Consider the following 17191-nt stretch of genomic DNA (forward strand, 5'->3'; position numbering starts at 1 on the left):
CCTACATTAGATCAGTGGCGAACACAAAACCTGTAGGAGTGAGCCAGCTCGCGATGAGGCCCGCCCACACACCACAAAAACCGGCTGCCGACATGCACTTCGACCTCACCGACCTGCGCCTCTACCTGCACATCCTCGACACCGGCAATATCACCGCCGGCGCCGCGCGCAGCCATTTATCCCTCGCCGCCGCCAGCGCCAGAATCCGCGCCATGGAAGCCTCGCTCGGCGCCGACTTCCTCGAACGCGGTCGCCGTGGCGTCACCCCGACCCCCGCCGGCAAAGCCCTCGCCCATCACGCGCGCATCCTCCTGCAACAAGCCGAACGTATGCAGCAGGATCTCGCCGACTACGCGCAAGGCGTCAAAGGCCAGGTGCGGCTGCTGTGCAACACGACGGCGATCACCGAATACCTGCCGGAAGTGCTCGCCGATTTCCTGCGCAATCACCCCAATCTCGACATCGATTTGCAGGAATTGCCGAGTGCGCGCATTACCCACGCCTTACGCCAAGGCGCAGCGGATCTCGGGATTGTTTCCGACGCCGTAGACACCCGCGACCTACAAACCCAACCCTTTCGCGATGATCCACTGGTGCTGATTCTGCCCCTCGATCACCCGTTGTCTGACGCCGACGAGGTCAGTTTCAGCGATGCGTTGCACCATGATTTTGTAGGACTCAGCGCCAACAGCGCTTTGGCGATCTACCTCGAAGAACAGGCCCTGCACAGCGGCGCCCGCATGCAGGTACGTATCCGCGCCGACGGTTTCGACGGCGTGATGCGCATGGTCAGCCATGGCGCCGGGCTCGCCATCGTGCCACTGGCGGCCATCGAACGCGCGGCGCCACGCAGCTTCAAAAGCGTTGCGCTCAACGAACCTTGGGCGCGCCGCACCTTGATGCTCTGCGCCAAGGACTTCACCGCCCTGCCGGGTTACGCCAAAGCCCTGCTACACGCCTTGACTCTCCCCTAAGGGGCAGACTTCATCCAAACAGATTCAGCCGCTGGGAAAACTCTGAACGTGCGCGCGTTTCTGAGCAGCTCGATGTCGACCCCAGACAACTGAGCCGCGACCGGGCGCTATACGGTGCGACTTCAATTCCTTCTGCCCGGAGCTCCCATGACCGCGACCGCCCCTATCACTGTTCTGCGCGACACCCATCCCCTGCCGGTACTCGATGCCTGCAAATGGGAAAAACTCGAGGGCGACCCGCACACCGTCAACCTCAACGCCTACACCAGCGAAGACGGCAGCAAGATCATGGGCACGTGGATCTGCACGCCGGGCAAGTGGCGCGTGGAATACGTGAAGTGGGAATACTGCCATTTCCAGGAAGGCTACTGCGTGATCACCCCGGACGGCATGGCGCCGATTCACTTGCGTGCTGGCGACATCTTTGTGATTGAGCCGGGGATGAAAGGTACGTGGGAAGTGGTTGAGACGGTGCGTAAGTATTTCGTGTTTGCCTGATAAAGCAAAAGATCGCAGCCTTCGGCAGCTCCTACAGAGATACGTTTCCTGTAGGAGCTGCCGCAGGCTGCGATCTTTTTTTGGCACAAAAAAGCCGGGAAATCACCCGACGTGATTTCCCGGCAAATGTCCCAGACTCAATTTAAACCCCTGTGGCGAGGGGATTCATCCCCGATCGGCTGCGCAGCAGTCGCAAAACCTGAGCACTCGGTTTACCTGACACACTGTAGGGGGCTGCTGCGCACCCCATCGGGGATAAATCCCCTCACCACAAAGTCTCACTTGCCACAAAAGTATTGCTGACCCAAGTTACTGCGGTTTCCGGTAGCTGTTGATAATCGCCGAGAAGTCTTTCCCGCCATCCCCACGCTGACTCATCGCCTGATACAACTGCTGCGCCACCGCGCCAAGCACCACCGGCTGATGCGCCTGACGCGCGGCTTCCGTCGCCAGGCCCAAATCCTTAAGCATTAATTCCGCACCAAACCCACCGGTGTACCCCCGCGAAGCCGGCGCCGTTTCAACAATCCCCGGCCACGGGTTGTACATCTCCGAACTCCAGCAACGCCCGGTCGAGCTGTTGATGATCCCGGCGAGCACCGACGTATCAATCCCCAACGCATCGCCCAGCGCCATCGCCTCACTGACGCCAACCATCGAAATCGCCAGCAGCAAGTTGTTGCAGATCTTGGCGATCTGCCCGGTGCCGACTTCACCGCAATGCACAATGTTGCGGCCCATCTGCGCCAGCACCGGTTGCAGGGTGGCGAACAGTTCCGGGGTGGCGCCAACCATAAAGGTCAACGTCCCGGCCGTCGCGCCGCCCGTACCGCCAGATACCGGCGCATCCGCCATCGCCACGCCTTGTTTCGCGGCAGCGGCAGCCACATCACGCGCCGTCTGCGGATCAATCGTGCTGCAATCCACTGCCGGCACGCCTTTGCCAATTCCGGCCAAAACGCCGTCCTCACCCAACCAGACACTGCGCACATGCACAGCGGCCGGCAGCATGGTGATCACCAGTTCAGCATCCTCGGCCGCCTCACGCGCCGAAGCGCGAATGCTGCCGCCCAGTTGTTCCAGTTCCGCCAACACGGTTTTGTTGAGGTCGACCAGGTTCAGCGAATGGCCAGCCTTGATCAGGTTGCGCGCCATCGGCGCGCCCATGTTGCCCAGCCCGATAAATGCGATTTTCATGGCCGTTCCTCAGCGCAGGTTGATGGTGGTGTTCACGCCGTCGTTGACGCTGTCGTCGTCGAACCAGCGCGCCGTGACCGTTTTGGTCTGCGTGTAGAACTGCACCACTTGCTTGCCGTACGGGCCGAGGTCGCCGAGTTTCGAACCGCGCGAACCGGTGAAACTGAAAAACGGCACTGGCACCGGAATCGGGATGTTGATGCCGACCTGACCGACGTCGATTTCCGTCTGGAATTTACGTGCCGCTGCGCCGCTCTGGGTGAACAGGCCGGTGCCGTTGCCGAACGGATTGGCGTTGACCAGCGCAATCGCCTGATCAAGGGTATCGACTTCCAGCACCACCAGCACCGGGCCGAAGATTTCCTGGGTGTAGATCTGCATGTCGGTGGTCACGCCCGAGAACAGGGTTGGGCCGACAAAATTGCCTTGCTCGTAACCCGGCACCTTGATGTCGCGCCCGTCAAGTTCCAGCTTGGCGCCTTCCTTGATGCCGCTTTCGATCAGGTCGAGAATTCGTGCCTTGGCTTTTTTCGAGATCACCGGGCCAACATCGGTGCCCGGCTCGCTGCCAGCGTTGACGGTGAGTTTCTGCGCCAGCGCTTTCAGATCCGGCAACCATTGTTTCGCCGCACCAACCAGCACCACGACGGAGGTGGCCATGCAACGTTGCCCGGCCGCACCGAAACCGGCGCCGACCAAGGCATTCAGCGCTTGCTCGCGATTGGCGTCGGCCAGCACCACAGCGTGGTTCTTCGCACCCATCATCGACTGCACGCGTTTGCCGTGCTTACCGGCCAAATCGTAAACGTGAGTGCCAACAGCGGTCGAACCGACGAAGGACACCGCTTTGATGTCCTTGTGCGTGCACAGGCCATCGACCACGTCTTTACCGCCATGAACCACGTTGAGCACGCCCGCCGGAACGCCCGCCTCGACCGCCAGCTCAACCAGCAACATGGTCGACAGCGGATCCTGCTCCGAAGGCTTCAACACAAACGTATTGCCGCAAGCGATGGCCATCGGGAACATCCACAGCGGAATCATCGCCGGGAAGTTGAACGGCGTGATGCCGGCGCAAACACCGATTGGCTGGCGCAGGGTGTAGGTATCAACGCCGCCCGCAACGTTTTCAGCGAATTCGCCCATTTGCAGAGTGCCAATGGAGCAGGCGTGCTCGACCACTTCCAGGCCACGGAAAATATCGCCCTCGGCGTCGGCAATGGTTTTGCCCTGCTCGGCGCTGAGCACCACGGCGATGCGTTTGGAGTGTTCGCGGATCAGCGCCTGCAGCTTGAGCATGATGCGCATCCGCGCGCCGATCGGAGTCAGTTTCCAGGTCTGGAAGGCACGCTGTGCGGCGCTGACGGCGGCATCGACTTCAGCGGCGGTGGCGAACGGCACTCTGGCCAGTACTTGTTGAGTGGCCGGGTTGATGATGTCGTGCCATTCGGTGGTTTGCGACTCGACCCATTCGCCGTCGATCAGCAGCTTGACCTTCTGCAGCGTGGTTTCGTTGGGCGTAAGCGATGCGTTCATGCTGGTCTCCGAAACTTGTTTTTATCGTAGGAGCCAAGGCGAAAGGTTCGCCTTGAGATGAGGCGTGTGTCACGAATTGGTTGTCGGACTGTTTTTGGAGTATAGATGTGCAAACTTCTAATAAGAACGCACATAAAAGCCCGTCCATCATGCAAAAAAACATCACCTCTCTAGGCTCGCTGAACTGGGACGACCTCAAGTTTTTCCTCGAAGTCGCCCGCACCCGCAAGGCCAGCACCGCCGCCAAACGGCTCGCCGTCGACTACACCACGGTGTCGCGACGGATCAGTTCGCTGGAAGCGGCGCTCGGCACGCTGCTGTTTGAAAAGTCGCGCACCAGCGGTTTCGTCCTGACCGCTGAAGGCCAGCGTTTGCTGGGTTATGCCGAGTCGATTGAAAGCACGTTGCACATGGCTTGCGAGCAGGTCTCCGGCTCCGGCGTCGCCTTGTCCGGCCACGTGCGCATGGGCTGCACCGAAGGCTTCGGCAGTTTTTTCATCACCCCGCAACTGAGCCATTTCGTCGACGCCTACCCGGCGATCTCGGTGGACATCCTGCCGCTGCCGCACTTCATCAGCCTGTCCAAACGCGAGGCCGACATCGTCATCGCCCTCGAACGCCCGGAGCACGGGCCGTACGTCTGCTGCAAACTCTGCGACTACCGCTTGCAGCTCTACGCAACCCAGGACTATCTGGACAAACACCCACCGATCCGCCGCCCGGCAGATTTGGGCAAGCATCAATTCATCAGTTATGTGGACGATCTGGCGTTCAGCTCGGAGCTTTTGTACCTGGCCAACGTGCTGCCCGGTGCCCACGCAAATTTGCGCAGCACCAGCGTGATCGCGCAATTCGTGGCTGCGCAGCAAGGCCGTTCACTGGCGATTCTGCCGTGCTTCCTCGCCGCGCAGGATCCGCGTTTGCTGCCCGTGTTGCCGGAGGAAATCAACATCACCCGGCAGTTCTGGATGTACTGCCGGGAGGATCTGCGGAAGTTGAAGCGGATCACCCTGTTGTGGGATTACATCCGCGAGGTGACTGAGCAGAATCAGGGTCTGTTGATGGGCGAGACCCGGGAGATGCAGTTCGCCGATTAGTCGGCGCTGACCACGATCGCCACCCGGCGGTTTTCCGTGCGGCCGGCGGCGGTGTTGTTGGAGGCCACCGGGTCTTTGCTGCCCAGGCCTTGCAGCTGGATGTTCACTTGCTTCATGCCGACGGTACTGAGCACGGCTGCCACACTTTTCGCGCGGCGCAGCGACAGTTGCTGGTTGTAGGTTTCTTTGCCCGATGCATCGGTGTGGCCATCGACTCGCACGCGTTCAATGCCGACACCGAGCAAGGCTTTGCCGATGCGCTCGACGATTTCGGTGCTTTGATTGTTCAGGCTTTCGACGTCGCTGCCAAACAGCACTTTGCCCGACAGGCCAAATTCCCAGCCCTCATCGGTCAGCTCGAAACCTTGTTGTTTGAGCACGGCGACTTGCGCCGGGGTCAGGCCTTTTTGCGGCGCGGTCTGGCAACCGGTCAGGGCCAATACGGCCATCAACAGCACGGCGGAGAACAATCGAAATGGAAGTTTGAACACGGGAATCAGCTCCTGGTTTGAACGGGATCGACCGGGTGCTCCGACCCGGCCGTGAATTGCGCGCCACGGGAGAGGCGCTTGGCTTGATACATCGCCGCGTCGGCAGCGTTGAGCAGGGCGCCGGGGGTGGCGCCATGATCAGGGAAAACCGCGATGCCGATACTGAGCGACGTCACGACACTGGTGTCGCCGGGCAACGCGATGGGCGTGTCCATGCTGGCAAGAATTTTGTCGGCAATGCGTTCGGCATCTTCGATCTTGTGCAACGGCGTGAGCAGCACGGCGAACTCGTCACCGCCCAATCGCGCGACCAGATCTTCTTCACGCAACTGTGCGCGGACACGATTGGCAATCGCCACCAGCACTGCGTCGCCGGCGGCATGGCCGAAATTGTCATTGATGCCTTTGAAACGGTCGCTGTCGAGAAACAGCACCGCCACGCGCTCGTTGAGCTTGCTGGCGTTACGCAGGGCACGCATCAAGCGGCCTTCGAAAAAGGCGCGGTTGGGCAGACCAGTGAGGCTGTCGTGACTGGCCTGGTGCGCGAGGGTTTCGTTTTCGCTTTGCAGGTTGCTCTGCCAGGACTCGAGTTCGTCGAGCAGTGCATTGAAATCGTTGCCGAGGTTGTCCAGCTCGGCGATTTGCGCCGGTGGCACGCGGCGATCCAGCGCCCGTTCGCTGCGCGCGGCGTGGGCCACGGTGGCGAGGCTGCGCAGCGGGCCGATGATTTCACGCAGTTGCCGACGGGCCAGATAGATCGCCACAAAAGCGCTGATCGCGGTGCAAAGAATGATCCCCGCCAGACCGCTCAGCAGAAAGCGCATCAGGCTGCCGCCGTGTCCGGTGAGCAGGATTCGGCCGATTTCATGCTCTTGATGCACGATCGGCAGACTGATCGGTTTTTCCAGAAGGGCGCGGGTGATCTGCATTTCCAGATCGGAGAACAGGCCGTTTTCCGCGCGATGCCAGCGCGCCAGCAATTTCCCCTGAGCGTCCAGTACTTGCGCGTCGGCGACTTCTTCGGTCGAAGCGATCATTTCCAGCGCTTCAGTCGCCGCCGCTTTGTCGTTGAACACCACCGCGGCTTCCACGGTGTAGCTGATCGAACGGGCGATCAGATGCAGATTGTGGTCGGCATAAACCCGCAGCGCCAAAACACCGAGCAGCGTCAGCGAGACACTGGCCATCGCTACCGCCAGCAATGCCACGGTTAAATGTCCACGGCCCAGTACCGAGCCCAACGTGGGGCGCTTATTCGATCTGAACAATTTCATGGGGCCGCCGATTTACGGCGCGACAACTGCAGCACGCTCGGGTGAATGCGCACGCCACTGCGGGCAACGGAGTCGAGATTGACTTCAAAGGACACCTGCTCGTCACCGACACGCAGGCAGAACAGACTGCCGACCGTGCATTGGTCGTCGGCTTCGCTGATGCTAAGCACCGGGTGTCCGATCAATGCGGCGAACAGGCGACTGCGCTCATCGGCGGTGAGCTTGCCGATGTACACGGCATTGCATTCGCTGACAATGGCCGGGTTATCGGCCAGTAAACGCCGCACGACAACCGGTCGGCCGGTGGCTTGAGTGGTGCCTTTGACCAGGTCGTCGGTGTATTCGGTGGGGCCGACGATGCACAGACGCAATTGCGCAGGCTCTACCGGCCAGCGAGCATAACTGAGGATGCCCAGCACGACTTGGGTGACAGATTTGGCGCGTTGTTCGGCCATGCCCGTCGGCGCTTGCGGTTGTGCGACGGCCACGCTCGTCAACAACCAGAGCAGGCCGACAAGCAACGCGTGCTTGCAGCCAACCACGCGCTCTGCCGCCCAGACAGACACCTTCATGCAGGGATTCTCTTGGATCTTACCGAAATGATGCCGCAACGATAGCACAGCGGCGAATCGCCAGCGAGGCAGCGGCCTCTGACTGGTCGGTCAGAAACCGCTGGCCATCATCGCGGTTATTATTCAGGAGACTGGGCGCCCTCCTCCAGCTCCAACATCAGTCCGCTGAGGCGTTTGACCTTGCGTTGTACGGCCTCTTCAAATACCCCGGCACGCGGCTCGATCAGGGTGAACCAGTGCTTGGCGCGGGTGATTCCGGTGTAGATCAACTCCTTGGTCAGCACCGGATTCAAGGCATCCGGCAGGATCAACGCGGTGTGGGCGAACTCAGAGCCCTGAGATTTGTGTACGGTCATGGCGTACACGGTTTCCACATCGTTGAGTCGGCTCGGCAGGACGAAACGCACGCCGCCCTGACCGTCATTGCGCGGAAACGCCACGCGCAGCACCGGCTTGCCGGCGTCGGGGCCTTCACGTTCCGGCAGTTTGAGGGCGATGCCGATGTCGCCGTTCATCAAGCCCAGGCCGTAGTCGTTGCGGGTCATCAACACCGGCCGGCCTTCGTACCATTGCTGGTCGTGCTCGATCAGCCGCGCCTTGAGCAACGCGGCGGTGATGCGCTGGTTCAAACCTTCAACGCCCCACGGGCCCTTGCGTACCGCGCACAACAACTGGAAGGTGTCGAACGCCTGCAAGACGTCGCGGGCCCAGAGAATCCAGTCCGGATGTTCCAGCGGTTTGCCAGATGCAGGGCGTTGATTGCGCAGCACGCTCAGGTAATGCCGATACCCCTGCGGGCCCTCGCCATGACCGTCGAGCAGCAGCCGCTCGAGTTTGTGATCGTGCTCGCCCTTGAGCGGCAGCGAAAACACATCGTCATAGTGCCCCGCCGCGAGCAATTGCCGCGCCTCTTCCGGAAGCTGCTGATTGACCCGACGCGCCAGTTGACCGATGCCGCTGCCTTCACCGAAACGCCGCGAGTGACGCAGCATCACCACTTGCTGAGCCAGCGGATGCGAGCCGTCGAAATCTTCGTGCAGACCACTGTCCTGCAACGACTCACCGCTGACCGACTCCAGCCATTGGCGGGTTTGCCGGTTGTACCAGCCGCCCTCGGCATCGCGGCACAGATCACCCAACACCGCACCAGCCTCAACGGACGCCAACTGATCCTTGTCGCCGAGCAACACCAGTCGCGCATGAACCGGCAAGGCGTCGAGCAGATTGGCCATCATTTCCAGGTCGATCATCGAGGCTTCGTCGACCACCAGCACATCCAGCGGTAGACGATTACCGGCGTGATGGCGGAAATGTCGGGTGCCCGGACGACTGCCGAGCAAGCGATGCACAGTGGTCACGTCACAGGGAATTTTCGCCCGCACGTCTTCGCTGACTTTCAGCGTTTGCACTTGCTGGCTGATCGATTCGGTCAAGCGTGCGGCGGCTTTACCGGTGGGCGCTGCCAGGCGAATGCGCAACGGATGGCCGGCCTCCACCGCCGGCGCCTGCAGCAACGCCAACAAACGCACGACGGTGGTGGTTTTGCCGGTACCGGGGCCGCCGGTGACGATGCTGAAGGCACCACGCGTGGCGAGCGCACAAGCGAGCTTTTGCCAGTCGATGACCTCGCCGGACTTGGCTGAACCGAACAGCTCATTGAGGCGCTGCGGCAGATCGGCCGGCGTCGCTTCGGATTGGGCGAGACGCTGGCGCAACGCGGAATCGATACGCCGCTCGTAAGCCCAGTAGCGCCGCAAGTACAGACGCTTCGAGGACAACACCAGCGGGCGTTGCTGAGCTTCTTCACTGGTATCGGCAGCCAGGGCGACCAGAGCGCTGCCCGCCAGAGCCTTGCACCAATGAGCACCGTCGAGCGCCTCAAGCAATTGCGAAGGCAGCAACAAGACGCCACCCTGCACATCGCCTTCGGGCGGCAATGACAGCGCAAAGTCCGGCGCCTTGAGGGTTTCGAACAGATCCAGACAAACGTGACCATGGCCGAGTTGATGGCTGGTCAGCGCCGCCGCGAGCAACACCAGCGGATCGGTGTCCGGTTCGAGCTCATGCAGAAACGCGACGAATGCCTTGTCCAGTGCACGCAGCCAGCCGCGCTCGACCCAGCGGGTGAGCAAGAGCAACAAGTCTTCGGCGCGGGTCAGCGGCGAAAGTCTCGACAGGCTGTCGGCGGCCAAAGGCGTCGGCAGCAGATCGGCGAAGGTGCGGCTCATAGCAAGACTCCCTGTTCCCACGCGGGTTCGGCCTTGGGCTCGGGTTTGCCCTGAAACAGCCGATCCAGACGTTCGATCAATTCACGGGGTGGCCGGGCGAAGTACACCCCGCGACTGTCTGCGCGGGTGCCACGCAGGAAAAGATAAAGCGCGCCACCGACGTGCCGGTCGTAGTCATAGTCGGGCAACCGCGCCTTGAGCTGACGGTGCAAAGCCAACAGGTACAAGACGTATTGCAGGTCGTAACGGTTATCGAGAATCGACTGCTCCATGGCTTGCTCGGTGTAGGCGAAATCATCGACGCCCAGCCAGTTGGATTTGTAATCGGCCACGTAGTAACGGCCATCGTGTTCGAAGGTCAGGTCGATAAAGCCCTTGAACATGCCGTTGAGTTGCACCGGTTCGGCAGCCACCCGCGCCACGCCGTTGTGGGTGTGCTGACGTACCAGCTCATCGAGTTTGAGCACATCGACTTTATGGCTGGCGAACCAGAATTCCATCTCGACGCGATACTGCGTTAACTGCTCAAGCACCACCGGCGGTTGCCCGGCGCCGATCGGCAGCGGCGATTTGAGGAGGTGTTGCAACCAGTCGCTCAACGTGGTGATCCAGCCTTCCCAGCCGCGCAGGTTGCAACGCCGGCCGATCGTGTCTTCCACGGCTTTGGGCGTGACGGCGAAACCGTCATCCCCTGCCCACTCGAGCAAACCGTGAAGGAATGTCCCGGGGTTGGGGCCACGCGGGAAGCGATGGATATCAGCGCCGCCGGCGATGATTTCGCGTGGTGCATCCGGATCGAGCCGTTCGTCATCGAAGAGTTTTTGCGCTTGCGGACTGTCCGGCGCCTCATCGCTGCCGACGCTCAATACGTCGCTGATGCGTAGCGCACTGTACGAGGCGATCCACCAGTTCTCGCTGGCCTTGCGCTTGGGCACAAGCGTGGCGCTGAGAACCGCTTCGTTGCGCGCAGGTTCGTAATGTTCGGTACTGGCCGGTGGCATTTCACCGACACTGATCGCCGGGCAGTCCTGCTGCAAATCTCGCAGCCAGCTATTCAAACCGCTGGACTCACCCAACGACGCACCACCGCCCAATAAATAGCCCAGCGCAGAAAGGTGCAGCACCGAACTGTTGTTATTGCCGCGTTTGAGATCGGTCACGCCCAACCAGCAGGCGTGTTGCGCACGCGTCAGCGCTACATAAAGCAAACGCAGGTCTTCAGCCAGACGCTCGTCATCGGCCAACGCAATCAGCTCGGGCGTCGGCTTCAGACTCAATTGCGCGTTGCCCGAGGCGTCGTGGTAATGCAGCGGCAGGCGGCTACCGTCGACCGGTTTGGCCGAGCAGATGAACGGCAGGAACACTAACGGATATTCCAGGCCTTTCGACTTGTGGATGGTCACCACTTTGACCAATTGCTCATCACTTTCGAGGCGCAGAATCTGTTCTTCGCCGGCCTGCCCGGACAAGGCCAGCAGCTCGGCCAGATGCCGGATCAGCGCTTGTTCGCCGTCGAGTTCAGCAGCGGCTTGCTGCATCAATTCGGACAAGTGCAGCAGGTTGGTCAGCACGCGCTCGCCATCACTGCGGGCAATCAATGTCTGCGGCAAATGGAAGTCATGCAGCAGACGTCGCAGCATCGGCAGCACGCCCTGTTTGCGCCACAACTCGCGATAGCCACGGAACTGCATGACGCGGGATTCCCACACCAGTTCGTCCTGATTCAGACGCTCCAGTTCGGCCAGCGGAAGGTTCAGCGTGATGCAGGCCAGCGCGGCTTTCAGAGAACGTTCAACGTCAGGCTCGGCGCAGGCCTTGAGCCAGGACAGCAAGTCTCGGGCTTCCTGCGCGGCAAACACGGAATCCTTGTCGGACAGATAAACGCTGCGCACGCCACGAGCAGCCAATTCACCACGAACGGCCTGCGCCTCTTTGCCGTCACGAACCAGAATCGCGATGTCGGAAGGTCGCAGGCCTTTGAAGTCTTTGCCCTCCCGCACAAATCCAGCATTGCCGGTTTGCCCGCCATTGAGCAACGCGGTGATTTCACTGGCGCAGGCGGCAGCCAGTTGTTGGCGATACACCGCGCCGGCCAACGGCTGATCGCTGGACAACTGCCAGACGTTCAGCGCCGCGACTTCCTGCCCGGCAATTTGCAGGTGTTCTTTGCGGCCCTGTGAGTCGACGGGTTGAAACGGTACCGGGTTCTCGCCACTTTTCTCGCGGAACAAAAACGCGCCGCGTCCCAGCTCGCGGGACTCGGCGCGTTCGAATACGTGATTGACCGCTGTCACCATGCCGTGACTGGAGCGGAAGTTGGTGCCCAGGGTATGCAAGCGGCCGGTCGTAGCCTTGCGCGCGCGCAGATAGGTATAGATGTCCGCACCACGGAAGGCGTAGATCGCCTGCTTGGGATCGCCGATCAGAAACAGCCCGGTGTCAGGACTGTTTTCCTCGATGCGATAGATGCTTTCGAAGATCCGGTACTGCACCGGATCGGTGTCCTGGAATTCGTCGATCAGCGCTACCGGGAACTGCTCGCGAATCAGCGTTGCGAGACGCTCGCCACCTTCTGATTGCAGCGCAGCGTCGAGGCGCAAGAGCATGTCGTCGAAGCCCATTTCGGCGCGGCGACGCTTCTCTTCTTCAAAGCGCGCCCCCACCCATTTCGCAGCGTGCTGCAGGACGGCGGCGTCTGGCGTGGGCAAGCCATCCAGACTCGACTTGAGTGCGGGCATGGCATCCAGCCCCGGATGACTCGGGGCCTGACCTTTCCACGCTTCGGCCATGCCGTCGCGGGTCAGTCGGGTGAAGCCGGTGCCGATATCCAGTTGCTCCATGGATTCATCTTCGGCCCAGCTTTTGAGCTTCTCGAACCAAGGTTCAAAGTAGCGCGCCTGCATCTTGCGACCGTCGACGGTTTTGCTGGCAACGCCTTGATGACAGATGGCGAGCAACTCATCGGCCCACTGCCGCCAAGGCATTTTCAGCTCGACCAATGCTGCGCGGCGCTCCAGCAAGCATTCCTCGATGAGCTCGGCGGGGGCCTTGCCTTCGTCGCTGTCGCGCTCGCTGGCGAACAGTCCACGGACACGCGGCAACAGCGCTGCCGGCCCACCCCAATTGTTGCGAACCCAGTTCAGCGCATCGCCCTGCATCGGATAGCAGAACAGCCGCCAGTAATCGCGCAGTACTTCACCGAGCAGATCACTGTGATCGGTTTCCAGCGATTGAGTAAACAGGCTGCCGCTGTCGAATGCGTGCTCGCGCAGCATGCGCTGGCACCAACTGTGAATCGTCGAAACGGCGGCTTCATCCATCCACTGTGCGGCGATGTCGAGACGATTGGCGCAGCCGGGCCATTGTTGTGGCTCGAACTGTTCGCGCAGTTCGGCGATGAGCGCGTCGGGCGCAGGCGTCTCGTCGCGGAAGAATCGCGCAGCTTCGGCCAGACGCGTGCGGATCCGTTCGCGCAGTTCTTTGGTCGCTGCGTCCGTGAAGGTCACCACGAGAATTTGTGGTGGCAGCAGGTCGCGACCGAAGCCATTGACGTCGCCGCCATGACCTAGGATCAGCCGCAGATAGAGTGCAGAAATGGTGAAGGTCTTGCCGGTGCCGGCGCTGGCTTCGATCAGTTGGCTGCCGTGCAGCGGGAAGGCCAGTGCCAGTGGAGTTTTGCTGCTCATGCGCGCGCTCCTTCACTGGACAACGAACGCCAAGGCGCTTCCAGCAGTGGCCGATAGAGCGCGTCGCACCAACCAGAGAATGTCTCATCGGCGAGCAAGGCATCGAAGTCGGCAAACTGTCGAGACAACGCCGGGCTTTCGCGGCGCTCACCTTCATTGGTCTGGCCGTCACCTTCGTACGCTTTGCGCGCGGCGGCTTCGGCCTTGAGTGGGTCGGTCTGGGACAGCCAGGCGAACGCCGTTTTTACTGCAATCGGCAGTGGTTGGCGCATGCCGGTCTGCCAGGCGAGCAGCAGATCGCTGAGGATGCGAACCGCGCGGTCTTTTTCCATGGGCTCCAACAGCAGTGAATCGTCACTGGCCACCAGCGCTGTGGTTAACGAAAGTCCGCTGGCACAGGCCACCAGATGGTTGACCCACGGCTTGGTCAGACGATGCCATTTGCGGCTTTTGATCGAGCCGATACTGTTGGGAATGGTTGTGACCGACAGCAGGCCACCATCGGCGCGCTCATGCAAACCTGAGAGCCAGCCTTCAAGGCGCAATCCCTGCAATTCAAGGCTGATCGGAATTGCGCTGGTCAGCGGGGTTGGCCACAACGTCAGCAGTTGTTGGTAGCGTTGCAGCAAGTCCGGCAGCGGCTCGATCAGCTCGCGTTGCAGGCATTCGCCAAAACCGGCCATTGGCAGCATCCCACTGTTTTGCAGGCGACGGGCTTGAGATTCGAGGGCCTGATCGATATTGTCCGGCTGCCTCATTGCGGCTTCGAGCAGACTGTCGCTGAGCGTGTAGCGCTGCAAAGCGTCGAGCACGAACGGCTCTTCGTCCGCGAGCGGCGCCTCGGCGGCTTCGAAATAGACCTTGAGGCGCTGGGTGAAAAAGTGTCGAACCGGGTTGCGCAGGAAGTCCTGTAACAGGGCGAGGGTCAACGGTTCCTCTTGGACATAGGGCGCAAGCAGTTCCACAGCGGTTTGAGATCCGTGCTGTTGGTGCAGCACCTGCCATTCGCTGGCATAGCTGAAGAGCTGATCGCCATCATGAAAATAGCGCGCACTGAACGGTTGCAACGGATGCTCCTCGGTCATGGCGCTCAAAATATCCTGGGTCTCGTCGAGCAATCGCCAGCCGCTGGCGAGGTGATCGCGTAACTGGCCGATCAGCACCGAAGCAGGCCGCTCGCTGTTGTCGCGAATGCTGCGGCCGACCCAACTGATGTAGAGCTGATTGCGCGCGGACAGCAATGCTTCGAGCAACAGATAACGGTCATCCTCACGCCGCGAACGGTCGCCGGGACGGTAATCGCTGCCCATCAAATCGAAGTCGAGCGGCGGTTGTGCACGCGGATAATCGCCATCGTTCATCCCCAGCAGGCAGACCAGTTTGAACGGGATCGCACGCATGGGCATGAGCGTGCAAAAGTTCACCGCGCCGGCGAGGAAACGCTGCGATAAACGCCCCTGATCCAGACCGGCGAGCCAGGCTTCACGGACGACAGTCAGCGGTAACTCATCGTCGAGACCGACGGCCTCGCAAGTCTCCAGCCAGGTTTCGCGCAGTTCTTCGAGTTGGGTAAGCAAATAGTCGTCGTGCTCGTTGCTGGCTTTGAAGAACAATTGCATCAGCGCTTGCAACCGGAAGCCCCACTCTTTGGGTTGAGCCGGTTGCATCAATTCCTGATGAGCGAGTTCCAAGGCATCGAGCAGAGCCACCAACGGCCCGATCAACGCGGCGTCCAGTCCGCCGATTTCATCGTAGGGTTCGATACCGGCGCAGGCATTCGCACTGCCGACGGCGTAACCCAGCAGCATCCGGCGCAGGCCGAAGTGCCAGCTGTTCTGCTCCAGCTCATCCGGCAAACCGAGGCCTGCGCGTTGTTCGGCGCTCATGCCCCAACGCACACCGGCGCCTTCGATCCAGCGATGCAGCGTCGGCAGGTCGCGCTCTTCCACACCGAAACGAGCGCGCAGTGCAGGAACGTCGAGCAGGTCGAGGATTTCGCTGACGGGGAAGCGGCTGTCTGGCAGCTTTAGCAGGTGCTCGACTGCAATCAGCAAGGGGTCACGACCGCGTTGGCCCTGATCAGCCAAGGTGAATGGGATAAATCGCGGATCATGGCGATCAAGCTGGCCGAATACGGCACGGATGTGCGGCGCGTAGCTGTCGATGTCCGGCACCATCACGATTACATCCCTAGGACGTAGTTCGGGATCGGCGCTGAAGCGCGCGAGGAGTTGGTCGTGAAGGATTTCCACTTCACGCTGAGCGCTGTGTGCAATGTGAAAACGGATCGAATGGTCTTGTGTCAGATCGACAGCTGGCCAGATCTCGCGTGTCTCGTTGAGCGGGCGCAGTTCAAGGATGTCGTTCTGGAGTTGGTTGAGCAGGTTCTCGGGTTGCGTGTCGCTGAACAGGTCGATGCGACCGTCTCGGAAAGCCGCGCGATAACTGTTGGGATCGTCGTAGCTGTCGAGCAGGTTGATGTAGTCGCGGCCCTGCTTGCCCCATGCAGCCAGCAGCGGATGGGCGTGTTGGTGCAATGCGTCCGGATCGAGTACGACGGGCATACCTCTCTTGCGTGCCTGGCGTTTGTATTGATGCCGCAGCAGATCCTTGTCGGCGACGATGTCGGCCCAATGGTGGCGACATGGATTGTGCACACAAAGCAGAACCTGACTGAAACGTGCAAGCCCGGCCAATGCTTCGAGCACTTGAGCGGGCAACGAAGAAATCCCGAAAACGATCACTCGCGAGGGCAGGCCGGCGGGTGCCTCTGTGAGGGTGTTGATGCGCTCGATAAATCGTTGATGAACACCGGCGCGACTTTGCGCCATGCCTTGTTCACCGACATCCTCCAGCAGCGCACGCCACAGTTCAGCCTGCCAGCAGCTCGCGGGCGCCAGTGGCTTTATTTCACCTCGGACATTTCGGATTTGGTGCAGTCCTTCGGCCCAATCTTCGAGCCAGTCGGCCCGATAGACCTGGTACTGGTCAAAGAGATCCGCCAGTCGCTCGGACAACTGGTAACGCTTACGCAAGTCAGTGTCGTGAGTGAGGAAGCGCTGCAACGGCTCGAAATGCGGGCGCTCGATCACTTGAGGTAGCAAGCGCATCAGGCGCCAGGTCAGCGGGGCTTTATCGAGCAGGGATTTCGGTGGGATTTCTTCGCGGCCCAACACCATCCGGTACAGCTGCCACATGAAGCTGCCGGGCAGTTGCACATCGATAGCAGCGGCAATACCGCAGCCACCGAGGTCATCTTCTTCAGGGTCTTCAGCCAAGGCCAATTTGAGCCACTGGGCGATGCCGTTGCTTTGTACGAGGGCAATTTCGTTTTCCAAGGGCGCCAGTGGATAGCGCCGCATTATGCTGATCACCAGGCTGCGCAGTTCGTCCAGGCTATTGCTCTGAACCACCATGAATGCAGCGTTGAGGGACTGGGCGCCCGGCATAAAGGATTCCTTGGAAAAGTGCGAAAGCCAGGGCAGAACCTTAGCATTGTCAGCAGGTTGTGACAGCCGGACGACGCCGTTGAATGCTGTAGGAACTTTCCTGCGGGCAAAACAAAACCCCAACTGCTTTCGCAATTGGGGTTTCGGAATTTAATCTTGACGATGACCTACTCTCACATGGGGAAACCC

Annotated in this window: 11 protein-coding genes; 3 read left to right on the forward strand and 8 right to left on the reverse strand. The window is 60.7% G+C overall.

Translation table 11 applies throughout. The features are described from left to right. Positions 1-92: 92 nt before the first annotated feature. Both ACIOMO_RS26620 and ACIOMO_RS26625 read left to right on the forward strand, forming a co-directional pair. Entirely contained in the window at positions 93-974 is an 882-nt protein-coding gene (locus ACIOMO_RS26620) for a LysR substrate-binding domain-containing protein (protein WP_212544190.1), read from the forward strand. Between the two features lie 147 nt (positions 975-1121). Then, positions 1122-1472, forward strand: a complete 351-nt coding sequence (locus tag ACIOMO_RS26625; protein ID WP_103303269.1) for a cupin domain-containing protein — start codon at positions 1122-1124, stop codon at positions 1470-1472. 309 nt (positions 1473-1781) lie between these two features. Here ACIOMO_RS26625 and mmsB read toward each other — a convergent pair whose 3' ends face one another. Beyond that, positions 1782-2669, reverse strand: a complete 888-nt coding sequence (mmsB, locus tag ACIOMO_RS26630; RefSeq protein ID WP_212544191.1) for a 3-hydroxyisobutyrate dehydrogenase — start codon at positions 2667-2669, stop codon at positions 1782-1784. Between the two features lie 9 nt (positions 2670-2678). Continuing rightward, positions 2679-4205 (reverse strand): CoA-acylating methylmalonate-semialdehyde dehydrogenase, encoded by a 1527-nt coding sequence (locus tag ACIOMO_RS26635; RefSeq protein ID WP_212549785.1) that lies wholly within the window; start codon positions 4203-4205, stop codon positions 2679-2681. A 149-nt stretch (positions 4206-4354) separates the two neighbouring features. Between ACIOMO_RS26635 and ACIOMO_RS26640 the strand changes: the two genes are divergently transcribed. Then, complete coding sequence (locus tag ACIOMO_RS26640; protein WP_053116972.1) at positions 4355-5302, forward strand: LysR family transcriptional regulator; 948 nt, start codon at positions 4355-4357, stop codon at positions 5300-5302. On the opposite strand, the gene ACIOMO_RS26645 is transcribed toward ACIOMO_RS26640, so the two are convergent. From ACIOMO_RS26645 to recC, 6 genes are all read right to left on the reverse strand, one after another. Further along, complete coding sequence (locus tag ACIOMO_RS26645) at positions 5299-5751, reverse strand: OmpA family protein (RefSeq protein WP_401244468.1); 453 nt, start codon at positions 5749-5751, stop codon at positions 5299-5301. The two genes, ACIOMO_RS26640 and ACIOMO_RS26645, sit on opposite strands and share 4 nt — an antisense overlap. 47 nt (positions 5752-5798) lie before the next feature. After that, a complete protein-coding gene (locus tag ACIOMO_RS26650) occupies positions 5799-7067 on the reverse strand; it encodes a diguanylate cyclase domain-containing protein (protein WP_053116970.1) in 1269 nt (422 codons plus the stop codon). Continuing rightward, the gene (locus ACIOMO_RS26655; protein ID WP_159812829.1) at positions 7064-7639 is read right to left on the reverse strand and encodes a YfiR family protein; all 576 of its coding nucleotides are present in this window, start codon (positions 7637-7639) and stop codon (positions 7064-7066) included. Before ACIOMO_RS26655 ends, ACIOMO_RS26650 begins: the two co-directional genes overlap by 4 nt. Before the next feature lie 119 nt (positions 7640-7758). After that, positions 7759-9867: an exodeoxyribonuclease V subunit alpha gene (gene recD / locus ACIOMO_RS26660; RefSeq protein WP_401244462.1), complete on the reverse strand. Its 2109-nt coding sequence runs from the start codon at positions 9865-9867 to the stop codon at positions 7759-7761. Beyond that, the gene (recB, locus tag ACIOMO_RS26665; RefSeq protein WP_401244464.1) at positions 9864-13553 is read right to left on the reverse strand and encodes an exodeoxyribonuclease V subunit beta; all 3690 of its coding nucleotides are present in this window, start codon (positions 13551-13553) and stop codon (positions 9864-9866) included. The genes recD and recB overlap by 4 nt, the downstream gene beginning before the upstream one ends. Then, a complete protein-coding gene (gene recC, locus ACIOMO_RS26670; RefSeq protein ID WP_401244466.1) occupies positions 13550-17002 on the reverse strand; it encodes an exodeoxyribonuclease V subunit gamma in 3453 nt (1150 codons plus the stop codon). The genes recB and recC overlap by 4 nt, the downstream gene beginning before the upstream one ends. Between the last annotated feature and the right edge of the window lie 189 nt (positions 17003-17191).

It is taken from the genome of Pseudomonas sp. NPDC087804, assembly GCF_044742965.1.
GTDB lineage: Bacteria > Pseudomonadota > Gammaproteobacteria > Pseudomonadales > Pseudomonadaceae > Aquipseudomonas > Aquipseudomonas rustica.